This window comes from Streptomyces sp. NPDC048600 (assembly GCF_055587025.1).
The window spans coordinates 21,709-33,259 of the sequence record NZ_JBVJGZ010000023.1 but is presented as its reverse complement, the minus strand read 5'-3'; the positions used below and the strand labels follow the sequence as shown (position 1 = coordinate 33,259).

Annotated in this window: 8 protein-coding genes; 4 read left to right on the top strand and 4 right to left on the bottom strand. The window is 73.8% G+C overall.

Annotation, left to right across the window (positions count from 1 at the left end):
• Positions 1-2 precede the first annotated feature (2 nt).
• From ACZ6SQ_RS27385 to rsmH, 4 genes are all read right to left on the bottom strand, one after another.
• Positions 3-1,523: a UDP-N-acetylmuramoyl-L-alanyl-D-glutamate--2,6-diaminopimelate ligase gene (locus ACZ6SQ_RS27385; protein ID WP_469566546.1), complete on the bottom strand. Its 1,521-nt coding sequence runs from the start codon at positions 1,521-1,523 to the stop codon at positions 3-5.
• 173 nt (positions 1,524-1,696) lie between these two features.
• Positions 1,697-3,664, bottom strand: coding sequence for a peptidoglycan D,D-transpeptidase FtsI family protein (locus ACZ6SQ_RS27380; RefSeq protein ID WP_469566544.1), 1,968 nt, complete (start codon positions 3,662-3,664; stop codon positions 1,697-1,699).
• A 5-nt stretch (positions 3,665-3,669) separates the two neighbouring features.
• Positions 3,670-4,188 (bottom strand): cell division protein FtsL, encoded by a 519-nt coding sequence (ftsL, locus tag ACZ6SQ_RS27375; protein ID WP_469566542.1) that lies wholly within the window; start codon positions 4,186-4,188, stop codon positions 3,670-3,672.
• Positions 4,189-4,246: 58 nt separating this feature from the next.
• The gene (rsmH, locus tag ACZ6SQ_RS27370; RefSeq protein ID WP_469566540.1) at positions 4,247-5,203 is read right to left on the bottom strand and encodes a 16S rRNA (cytosine(1402)-N(4))-methyltransferase RsmH; all 957 of its coding nucleotides are present in this window, start codon (positions 5,201-5,203) and stop codon (positions 4,247-4,249) included.
• A gap of 275 nt (positions 5,204-5,478) precedes the next feature.
• On the opposite strand from rsmH, the gene ACZ6SQ_RS27365 reads away from it, so the two are divergent.
• From ACZ6SQ_RS27365 to ACZ6SQ_RS27350, 4 genes are all read left to right on the top strand, one after another.
• Positions 5,479-6,030: a beta-class carbonic anhydrase gene (locus ACZ6SQ_RS27365; protein WP_469566538.1), complete on the top strand. Its 552-nt coding sequence runs from the start codon at positions 5,479-5,481 to the stop codon at positions 6,028-6,030.
• A 295-nt stretch (positions 6,031-6,325) separates the two neighbouring features.
• On the top strand, positions 6,326-7,360 hold the full coding sequence (locus ACZ6SQ_RS27360) for an AAA family ATPase (RefSeq protein ID WP_469566535.1): 1,035 nt from the start codon (positions 6,326-6,328) through the stop codon (positions 7,358-7,360).
• Positions 7,360-8,742, top strand: coding sequence for a DUF58 domain-containing protein (locus ACZ6SQ_RS27355; RefSeq protein WP_469566533.1), 1,383 nt, complete (start codon positions 7,360-7,362; stop codon positions 8,740-8,742). The genes ACZ6SQ_RS27360 and ACZ6SQ_RS27355 overlap by 1 nt, the downstream gene beginning before the upstream one ends.
• Positions 8,739-11,213 (top strand): transglutaminase TgpA family protein, encoded by a 2,475-nt coding sequence (locus ACZ6SQ_RS27350; RefSeq protein ID WP_469566532.1) that lies wholly within the window; start codon positions 8,739-8,741, stop codon positions 11,211-11,213. The genes ACZ6SQ_RS27355 and ACZ6SQ_RS27350 overlap by 4 nt, the downstream gene beginning before the upstream one ends.
• Positions 11,214-11,551: the final 338 nt, after the last annotated feature.

Here is an 11,551-nt window from a genome sequence, read left to right as displayed (position 1 = left end):
GTTCATCCCTGGGTCTGCTGGATAGCTTCGCGAAGCACCTGGCGGTCGTCGAAGGGACGGATCACGCCGGCGATGTCCTGGCCCTGCTCATGGCCCTTGCCCGCGACGAGCACGGTGTCCCCGGGGTGCGCGCGCTGCACGGCCGCGGCGATGGCAGCGGCCCGTTCCTCGAACAGGAGCACCTCGCCGCGCTCGTGCGCCGGCACGGCGGCCGCTCCCTGGAGCATGGTCGCGAGGATCGCGAGGGGGTCCTCGGACCGGGGGTTGTCGGAGGTCAGCACGGCCGTGTCGGCGAACCGGGCCGCGGCGGCGCCCATCGGGGCCCGCTTGGTGGTGTCACGGTCGCCGCCGCAGCCGAGGACGATGTGCAGCCGGCCCTTGGTGACCTTGCGCAGCGCCTTGAGCACCGACTCGACGGCGTCGGTCTTGTGGGCGTAGTCGACGACAGCCAGATAGGCCTGTCCGGCGTCGACGCGCTCCAGCCGGCCCGGGACGCCCGGCACCGCGGCGACGCCGTCGGCGGCCTCCTGCGGGTCGAGGCCGGCCGCGGCCAGGGCGACGATCGCGGCCAGGGTGTTGGCGACGTTGAACGGGCCGGGCAGCGGCGACCTGGCCGCGAGCTGCTCGCCGTTCGGGCCGTGCACGGTGAACGTGGAGTCCATGGGGCCGATCTCGACGCCGTCGGCGCGCCAGTCGGCGTCGGGGTGGCCCTCGGCGGAGTAGGTGACGACCGGGACGGTCGCCTCCGCGGCGAGCCTGCGGCCGTACTCGTCGTCGAGGTTGACGACGCCGCGTCTGCTCCGTTTCGGGGTGAACAGCTCCGCCTTGGCCCGGAAGTAGTCCTCCATGTCGGAGTGGAACTCCATGTGTTCCGGGCTGAGGTTGGTGAACACGGCCACGTCGAAGACACAGCCGTCGACCCGGCCGAGGACCAGGGCGTGGCTGGAGACCTCCATGGCGACCGCGTCGACACCGCGCTCGCGCATGACCGCGAACAGGGCCTGGAGGTCGGTGGCCTCGGGCGTGGTGCGCTCGGACTTGATTCGCTCGTCGCCGATGCGCGTCTCGACCGTGCCGATCAGCCCGCTGCCGCGGGAGGTCTTCAGGCCGCCCTCGACGAGATAGGCCGTGGTGGTCTTGCCGGAGGTGCCGGTGATGCCGATCTGGAGGAGGTCCTCGCCGGGGCGGCCGTAGATCTCGGCGGCCAGGGCGCCCATCCGGGCGCGCGGGTCCTCCACGACGAGCACGGGCAGACCGGTGGCGGCGGCGCGCTCGGCGCCCGCCGGGTCGGTCAGCACGGCCGCGGCGCCCAGCCCCGCCGCCTGCGCGACGAAGTCGGCGCCGTGCACGCGGGCACCGGGCAGGGCGGCGTAGAGGTCGCCCGGCCGGACGGCGCGCGAGTCGTGGGTGATGCCCGTGACGGCGGCGGCGCCCTCGGGGGCGGTGGCATCCAGCCGTTCGGCCAGGTCCGCGAGGGGTGTGGCGGCGACCTGGGCCGGCCGGGGCGGTCCCGGGTGGGTCACGGGGGCGCCTTTCCGGGTGGTTCGGGACTGATCAGCATGTGGCACGGCGGTGAGCGTACCGGGCTCACCCGCCGCGGGGCGAAGCGAGGTGCGGGGGGTGCTCTGGTTCCCGGGATCTGGGGTGGTCGTAGTCACGAGCTGGTTCCTCGCTGTTGTGCGCTGATCAGGTTCGGTCAGGGGCGGTAGCTGACGGGCAGGTTGGCGGGGGCGGCCCCGGTGGGCGGGATCTGGAGGGTCTTCAGGGCGAACTCCATGACCTTCTTGTAGATCGGGCCGCAGATCTGGCCGCCGAAGTAGTTGCCCTTGGTGGCGTTCTGGATCGCGCAGTAGACGGTGACGCGGGGCTTGTCGGCGGGGGCGAAACCGGCGAAGGAGGACGTGTAGCCGCGGTACATGCCGGTGGCCGGATCCACGCGGTTGGCCGTACCGGTCTTGCCCGCGACGCGGTAGCCGGGGATGCGTGCCTTGGTGCCGGTGCCCTCCTCGTCGTCCACGACCGACTCCAGCATCCGGGCGAGCGTTCTGGCCGTCTTCTCGCTGACCACCCTTTGTTTCCCGGGCTCCGGGGCCGGGGTGAAGCGGCCGTCGGGGCCCTTGGTGCCGCGCACGAGGGTCGGCTCGATACGGACGCCGCCGTTGGCGACGGTCGAGTACACGGAGGCGGCCTGGAGGGCGTTGACGGAGACGCCCTGGCCGAAAGGAATCGTGTACTGCTGCGAGGTGGACCACTGGCCGGGCGGGGCGAGGATGCCCTTGGTCTCGCCGGGGAAGCCGAGGCCGGTGTAACTCCCGAGGCCGAACTTGCGCAGGTAGGAGTACAGGACGCGGTTCGCCTCGGGCTGGGTCCTGCCCAGCTGGCCGGTGGCGAGGATGGTGCCGATGTTGCTGGACTTGGCGAGCACGCCGTTGAGCGTGAGATACCAGGTCTTGTGGTCGATGTCGTCCTTGAAGAGACGGTCGCCGCGGTGCAGCCGGTTGGGCACCACGACATGCGTCTCCGGCGTCGCGGCCTGCTCCTCCAGTACGGCGGCCATGGAGATGACCTTGGCGGTGGAGCCGGGCTCGTAGGCGTCCAGGAGGGCGGAGTTGGCGAGGGCGGCCGGGTTCGCCCTGGTGAGGTCGTTGGGGTCGAAGCCGGGCGAGTTGGCCATCGCGAGGATCTCGCCGGTGCGGGTGTCCTGGACGATGACGTAACCGCGGTCGGCGCGGGATTCGCGCACCTGCTCGGAGATGGCGTTCTGCGCGGCCCACTGGATGTCGCGGTCGATGGTCAGCTCGATGTCGGAGCCGGGCACGGCGGGTGTCTCGGTGGAACCGGCCGTGGGCACGTGGCGGCCGCCGGACTGGGCGTAGCGGATCTTGCCGTCCTTGCCGGCGAGCTGTTCGTCCAGCTGCTGCTCGATGCCGCCACCGCCCTTGCCCTCGGCGTTGACCCAGCCCAGTATCCCGGCGGCGAGGTCCCCGTTCGGGTACACCCGCTTGCTGCTGGGGACGGCGAGGACGCCGGCCAGCACGTTGACGGTTCCCGGGTCGGTCTGCGCCTTCTTGGCCAGCGCCGACTTGAGGTCCTTGATCTGCTGCCAGACCAGCGGGGTCTGGCGGTGCGCGAGCAGGGCGTAGCGGAGCTCGTCGTCCTCGGGCCGCAGCTGCTTCACGAGGCCGGCCTGGTCCTGGCCGAGGATCGGCGCGAGCAGCGCGGCCGCCTGTTCGGGGCCGTCGCCGATCTTGAGCTGCTCGCGGCTGAACAGCGTGGGGTCGGCCGTGATGTCGTACGCGTCCACGCTGGTGGCCAGGGCGACCCCGGCGCGGTCGGTGATCTCACCGCGCTCGGCGGCCAGCACCTGGCCGACGTAGCGGTTCTCCTCCGCCTTCGCCGCGTAGGTGCTCGCGTCGACGGCCTGCACCTGGAGCAGCCGTACGACGAAGGCGACCGTCACCAGGGTCAGGGCGAGACCGATCATGCGCAGCCGGGGGCGGGGGCTGCCGAGCCGCAGCGGCCGTGGCCCGGCCTGCCTGGGTGCCGCCGGGCGGCGGACGGGCCGGGAGGGCCGCGCGCCGGGGCCCTGGGGCCTGCGCCCCGAGGGCCTGGCGGGCCGCGCGGGTCCGGGCACCCGCCGGCGCGGGGGTTCCCTGTCGGTCACTTCCGTCACCTGCCGGGGGTCGGGATGGGCGTGGACTGGGGCGGGGCGGTGGTGGCCGGCGCGGTGGGCCGCGCGGAGGTGGCCGCCGGGGTCGCGGCCGTCGCGGGGAGGGCCTCGGGGGCCAGGACGATCGGGCCGCGGGCGTCGGCCTGCTCGGGGGCGGCGGCCGGGGAGGGCACGCCGAGCACCTTGCCGCCGGGCTCCAGGAAGGCCGGGTCGCCGCCGGGGACCATGCCCAGCTCACGGGCGCGGCGCTGGAGGGCGTCCGGGGCGGAGTAGGCGTCGATGTCGCGCTGGAGGGCCTGCTCCTGGTCGGTGAGGTCCTTGGTGGCCCTCTGGAGGTCGGCGAGCCGGAAGGACCCCTCGCTGAGCGCGGAGTTCAGCACCAGCAGGCCGATCAGGCCGCCGCCGAGGAGCAGGACGACGAGGAGGACGAAGGGGGTGCGCGCGGCGCGGCCGGGCCCGGCCGGGAAGAGCCGCGCCAGCCGGGCGGCCCGGCCCCTGAGTTCGGGTCCGCCGTTCACTCGCCCTCCCCCGCGTGCTCCGGCCCGTGACTGCGCCCCGTCGCCCGGCTCACGCCCCTCATTCGATGGCCTCCCTGATGCGCTCGGCACCGCGCAGACGCGCCGGTGCCGCTCGCTTGTTCTCGGCGATCTCTTCCTCGGTGGGAAGTTCGGCACCGCGTGTGAGCAGCTTGAGCCGGGGCTGGTACTGCTCGGGCACCACGGGCAGCCCGGGCGGGGCGGTGGAGGCGGCACCGCCCGCGAGGACCTGCTTGACCAGGCGGTCCTCCAGCGAGTGGTACGACAGCACGGCGATCCGTCCGCCCACCGCGAGGGACTGCACCGCGGCCGGGATCGCCCGCTCCAGCACGGACAGCTCGCCGTTGACCTCGATGCGCAGCGCCTGGAAGGTCCGCTTGGCGGGGTTGCCGCCGGTGCGCTTGGCGGCCTGCGGGAGGGAGTCGCGGATCAGCTCCACCAGCCGGGCGCTGTTGCCGAAGGGCTCCTTCTCGCGCTCGCGCACGACGGCCGCCACGATCCGCTTGGCCTGCTTCTCCTCGCCGTACGCGCGCAGGATGCGCACCAGTTCGCCGGGCGGGTAGGTGTTGAGGACCTCGGCCGCGCTGATCCCGGTCGTCTGGTCCATGCGCATGTCCAGGGGGGCGTCCTGGGCGTACGCGAAGCCGCGGTCGGCCTCGTCGAGCTGCATGGAGGAGACGCCGAGGTCGAACAGGACGCCCTGGACGCGCGGGACGCCCAGCCGCTCCAGCACCTCGGGGAGTTCGTCGTAGACCGCGTGCACGAGGGTGGCGCGCTCGCCGAACGGGGCGAGGCGTTCGCCGGACAGCCGGAGGGCTTCCCTGTCGCGGTCGAGGGCGACGAGCCGGGCTTCGGGGAACTGGGTCAGAAGGGCTTCGCTGTGGCCGCCGAGACCGAGGGTGCAGTCGACGACGACCGCGCCGGGCTGCCGCAGGGCGGGGGCCAACAGGTCCAGGCACCGCTGGAGCATCACCGGGACATGTCGACTGTTGCTCAAGGGGGCCCTCTCAGGTCCGGCGGGGGCCGTACGCACCGCCGGGTCCCCGCCCTCGTGGGGAAGTATGGGAGGCGGGCAGAGCCTGGCCTCCCGCTTCGCGTCACTTTAGTCCACCCTGTCTTGCGGTCAATCAACCGGCCCGCGCGTGGCGGCGGGGCCCGGTGACGCCGGTCACGCGCACCTGTTGTGCAGTGCCTCACAACAAGAACTCAATGGCGTTCTTTGTCCCCTCTCACAACGGGCCTGCCCCGGTGGTGACCAGTACCGTCATAACCATGACGACTTCTGCATCGATTCCCACCGGCTCCGAGGGCTCGATAGCCCACGTCGACACGGTCACCGACCGACTGGTCTCGGCGAACGAGCAGTACGCCGCCGCCTTCACCGACCCCGGGATGGACGCCCGTCCCGTCCTGAAGGTCGCCGTCGTGGCCTGTATGGACGCCCGTCTGGACCTGCACGCCGCGCTGGGCCTGGAACTCGGCGACTGCCACACCGTCCGCAACGCCGGCGGTGTCGTCACCGACGACGTCATCCGCTCCCTCACCATCAGCCAGCGCGCGCTCGGCACCCGCAGCGTGGTCCTCATCCACCACACGGGCTGCGGTCTGGAGACCCTCACCGAGGAGTTCCGCCACGACCTGGAGATGGAGGTCGGCCAGCGTCCGGCCTGGGCCGTGGAGGCCTTCCGGGACGTCGACCAGGACGTCCGGCAGTCCATGCAGCGCGTGCGCACCTCGCCGTTCCTGGTGCACACCGACGATGTGCGCGGCTTCGTCTTCGACGTGAAGACGGGTCTGCTGCGGGAGATCGACCCCGCCGAGTGACCGGGAGCCGTCCCCCGGGCCGCCCTTCCGGGGCGGCCCGATCCGCACGACGGCGCTGGTCGGCGAGGCTCGTTCTTCGCGAATTCCAGGTTCTCCCGAGCACAAAAGGTCCTAAGACCCGACATATCGCAGCCAGTTGTCCACAGTCGAGTGACACGAACCGGTAACGGCAACAAGAATGCGGTTGTGGCGACACGCGGAACCTTTCTCGCGTGCTGCCCGTATTTCGGGGTGGGCCGGATTCGCGTCACGGAGCGTCGGCCCGGCAACAAGTGAACGGGCCGAGGAGGGCCGGGTGACGACCTATGACGATCGAGCGAGCCTCACTGATCTGACCGCCACCGTCGATCGGGTACGCAGCTCGGTGGAAGCGGTGATCGAGGGCAAGCCCGAGGTCGTCCGGCTGTCCCTGACCGTGCTCCTGGCCGAGGGGCACCTGCTGATCGAGGACGTCCCGGGCGTCGGCAAGACCATGCTCGCCAAGGCCCTGGCCAGATCCATCGACTGCTCGGTGCGGCGCATCCAGTTCACGCCCGACCTGCTGCCCTCGGACATCACCGGTGTGTCCATCTGGGACCAGCAGCGCCGTGACTTCGAGTTCAAGCCGGGCGCGATCTTCGCCCAGATCGTGATCGGCGACGAGATCAACCGCGCCTCGCCCAAGACCCAGTCCGCGCTGCTGGAGTCCATGGAGGAGCGCCAGGTCACCATCGACGGGCAGACCTACGAGCTGCCCAGTCCGTTCATGGTGGTGGCCACCCAGAACCCGGTCGAGATGGAGGGCACCTACCCGCTGCCCGAGGCCCAGCGCGACCGCTTCATGGCCCGGGTGTCCATCGGCTACCCCAGCGCCGAGGCCGAGCTCCAGATGCTCGACGTGCACGGCGGGGTCAGCCCGCTGGACGACCTCCAGCCGGTGGCCCACGCGCACGAGATCGTGAAGCTGGTCGAGGCCGTGCGCGGGGTGCACGTCGCCGACACCGTCCGGCGCTACGCCGTCGACCTGGTCGCCGCCACCCGCACCCACCCCGACCTCAGACTCGGCGCCTCCCCGCGCGCCACCCTGCATCTGCTGCGCGCGGCCAAGGCCTCCGCCGCCCTGAGCGGCCGCGAGTATGCGCTGCCGGACGACATCCAGGCCCTCGCCGTCGCCGTGCTGGCGCACCGGCTGCTGCCCACCGCGCAGGCCCAGCTCAACCGCCGCACCTCCGAGCAGGTCGTCCAGGAGATCATCCAGCGCACCCCGGTGCCCGCCGGAACCCAGCAGAACGCGTTCGGCATGGGCCGCGGCACGCAGGGCTTCGGCCAGCAGCCGCCGCGGAGGCTGTGATGAGCGACCCGGCGACGAGGGCGACCGACCGGTCGGAGACGGAGGCGGGCGGCAAGGGCCCGGTGCGCACCGCGCTGGCCGGCCTGACCACGCGCGGACGCTCCTTCCTGGCCGCCGGGATCGCCGCCGCCGTGTGCGCCTACGTCCTCGGCCAGAGCGACCTGCTGCGCGTCGGCCTGCTGCTCGCCGTGCTGCCGCTGGTGTGCGCGACCGTGCTCTACCGCACCCGCTACCGGGTGGCGGGCAGCCGCCGTCTCTCCCCCGCGCGCGTGCCCGCGGGCTCCGAGGCGCGTGTGCACCTGCGCATGGACAACGTCTCCCGGCTGCCCACCGGACTGCTGATGCTCCAGGACCGGGTGCCCTACGTGCTCGGTCCGCGGCCGCGCTTCGTGCTGGACCGGGTGGAGGCCGGCGGCCGCCGAGAGGTGTCCTACCGGGTCCGCTCCGACCTGCGCGGCCGCTACCCGCTGGGCCCGCTCCAGCTGCGCCTGACCGACCCGTTCGGGATGTGCGAACTGACCCGGTCCTTCTCGACGTACGACACGCTCACGGTCATCCCGCGGGTGGAGCCGCTGCCGCCGGTTCGGCTGGCCGGCGAGGCGACCGGGTACGGGGACGGGCGGCAGCGCTCGCTGGCCCTGGCCGGCGAGGACGACGTCATCCCGCGCGGCTACCGCTACGGCGACGACCTGCGCCGCGTCCACTGGCGCTCCACCGCCCGCTACGGCGAGCTGATGGTGCGCCGCGAGGAGCAGCCGCAGCGCTCCCGCTGCACGGTGCTCCTGGACACGCGAGGCCTCGCCTACCGGGGCGCGGGCCCGGACTCCGCCTTCGAGTGGGCCGTGGCGGGCACCGCCTCGGTCCTGGTCCACATGCTGGAGCGGGGCTTCTCGGTCCGGCTGCTGACGGACACCGGCAGCTCGGTGCCCGGCGAGGGCGCCGACGGGTTCGCGGGCGCCAGCCAGGAGTCCGCGGACGCGGCCGGGCTGATGATGGACACCCTCGCGGTGATCGACCACTCCGACGGCACCGGCCTCTCCCACGCCTACGACGTACTGCGCGGCGGGAACGAGGGGCTGCTGGTCGCCTTCTTCGGCGACCTCGACGAGGAGCAGGCCACGATCGCCGCCAAGATGAGCCGGCGCAGCGGCGGCGCGCTCGCCTTCGTGCTGGACAGCGACACCTGGACCCGTGAGCCGTACGACGTGGCGGGCGCGGGCGATCGGAGCGAGGAGCGGCTGCGCATGCTGCGCGAGGCCGGCTGGACGGCACTGGGTGTGCCGCGCGGGGCCGGGCTGGGCGACCTGTGGCGGCAGGCGGACCGGGAGCGCTCGGGCCTGGTCGCGCCGGGCGGCACGACGGCCGGGGAGGGGAGCCGATGAGCGGAAGGGCCCGGATGGCGCTGTGCGCGCTCGCGGCCACCCTGCTGACGTCCTGCGCCCTGCTGCCGCTGGTCGAGACGCCCGCCTGGCTGATGCACGCCGCGCTGCTGCTGGCCGTCCAGACCGGTGTCGGGGCGGCGGCCCGGCGGGTGCCGCTGGCGCGCTCGCTGACCGTGGCCGTGCAGGCGCTGGTCTCGCTGGTGCTGCTCACCCTGTCCTTCGCCCGCTCGCAGGCCTTCCTCGGGCTGATACCGGGCCCGGAGGCCGTCCAGCGCTTCGCGGACCTGCTGGACCAGGGCGCGCGGGACGTCGAGCGGTACGCGATCCCGGCGCCGATGTCCGACGGCATCCAGCTGATGACGGTCGGCGGGGTGCTGCTGATCGGGCTGATGGTGGACGCGCTGGCGGTGACCTACCGCAGCGCGGCCCCGGCCGGGCTGCCGCTGCTCGCCCTGTACTCGATCGCGGCCGGGCTGGCGGACGGCGCGGGCGGCTGGGTGTGGTTCCTGCTCGCCGCGAGCGGCTATCTGATGCTGCTGCTGGCCGAGGGCCGCGAACGGCTCTCCCAGTGGGGCCGGGTCTTCGCCGGCGGCCCGCGCACCCCGGGCGCCCTCTCGGCCCCCGGCGGGGCGGTGGCCCCGGTGCGCACCGGTCGGCGGATCGGCGTGGTGGCGCTCGGCATGGCCCTGGTGGTGCCGCTGGCCCTGCCCGCGATGAACGGCGGACTGCTGGACGGCACGGGTTCGGGCGTCGGGCCCGGCAGCGGGGGCGACGGGCCCCCGTCCTCGGTGAACCTGCTGGTGTCGCTGCGCGACAGCCTGAACGTGGACGAGGACCGCACGGTCCTGGTGATGCGCTCCGACTCCGAGAACGTGTCCAACCCGTATCTGCGGATCACGTCCCTGGACGAGTTCGACGGCACCACCTGGCGCCCGGCCCGGCGCAACACCGTCGACATCCCCGAGAAGTTCCCGACGCCGGCCGGCCTCGGCCCCGACGTCCCGCGCTCCGAGGTGCGCACTCGGATCGCCGCCGCCGACTGGTACTCCCAGGACTGGCTGCCGATGCCGTACCCGCCGAGCGGGGTGGAGATCGGCGGCCGCTGGCGGTACGAGCCGGTCGGCATGACGGTGACCGGCGACCGGGGCGAGAACACCCGGGGCAAGACCTACGAGGTGACGAGCCTGGAGGTCCGGCCGACGGCCCGCCAGCTCGCCGGTGCCCCGCAGGCGCCCGCCGCGATCCAGCGCCAGTACACGGAGGTGCCGGACTCGGTGCCCTCGGTGGTGGCCCGCACGGCCCGCGAGATCACCGCGGACGCGTCCAACCCCTACGAGCAGGCCGTCGCGCTCCAGGAGCACTTCGCGCTGACCGGCGGTTTCCAGTACGACACCGAGGTGAAGGTCGGCGACGACCGCGAGGCCATCGCCCGGTTCCTCCGGGACAAGCGCGGCTTCTGCGTCCACTTCTCCTTCGCGATGGCGACCATGGCCCGCTCGCTGGGCATCCCGGCCCGTGTCGCGGTCGGCTTCGGGCCGGGCTCGCCGCAGGCCGACGGCACGGTGTCGGTGGGCCTGCGCGACGCGCACGCCTGGCCGGAGCTGTACTTCGAGGGCGCCGGCTGGACCCGCTTCGAGCCGACGCCGACCCGCGGCGTCACCCCGCCCTACACCCTCCCCGAGTCCTCGGGCAGCAGTGATCCCGAGCTGCCGGAGAACGCCCGGCCGTCCGAGGCGGCACCGTCCGCGGAGCCCTCGGACGACAGCAGCTGCTCGGCCGAGGACAGGCGGCTGCAGGCCTGCGCGGGCACCCTGCCGCTGGACACCGGCTCGACCGGGGACGACGGGCCGTCCTGGTACCGCCTCACCACCTGGGCGCTGCTGGGTCTGGCCCTGATCGCCCTGCCGCTGACGCCGATGCTGTACCGGCTCAGGCGGCGGTCGGTGCGGCTGGGGTCCGCACGGCACGGCCCGTCGGCCGGGGCCGCGCGCGCCGACGGGGTCGAGGCGACCGTGCTCGCACCCGGTGAGCTGCCCGGGCAGCTCGCGGCGGAGGCGGCCGCCGGGCATGTCCTCGCCGTGTGGCGCGAGCTCACGGACACCGCCTGGGACTACGGCATCCCGCCGGACGAGGCGCTCACCCCCCGGCGAGCGGCCGAGCGGATCGTGCGGCTGGGAGAGCTGGACGAACCGGCCGCGGAGGCCGTGCAGCGGGTGGCCCGCGCGGTGGAGCAGGTGCTGTTCGCGCCCCGGCCGCAGGCCGTGTCCGGGCTCGCCGACGACGTCCGCCGGGTGCGGGGCGCGCTGCGGTCGCGGGTCAGCCGGGCGACCCGGGTGCGCGCGGTGGTCGCGCCGCGTTCGGCCGTCCGGGCGGTGTGGGACCTCGCGGACCGCTGGGCCGCGGCCAAGGAGCGGCTGTCGGCCCGCCTGAGCGCGCTGCCGCGCAGGGCGTCGGGACCGCGCGGCGGCTGACCGGGCGCGGCCACGACCGCGGCCCCGGCACGGAGATTCCGTGCCGGGGCCGGGCTGTCGGCGGGGTGCGTGACGTCCATGGAGGTCGGTCACGCCGGTGGGCTACGGCGCTCGGTGGGCGCGCTCTGCAGCGTCGCTCCAGTGCCGCGCCACTGCCGCTCCGGCCCGTCGCTGCCTCGGCTCGAGCGAGGCCGGCCGGGTCGGCTCAGGGCGGGCATGGGGGGGGGGGGGGGGGGCCCTCGGGGGGGGGGCCCCCCCCCCCCCCCCCCCCCCCCACCACCACCCCACCCCCCTGGGGGAAGGGGGGTTCGCACCCGGCGAACGAGAAGAATAAGAAG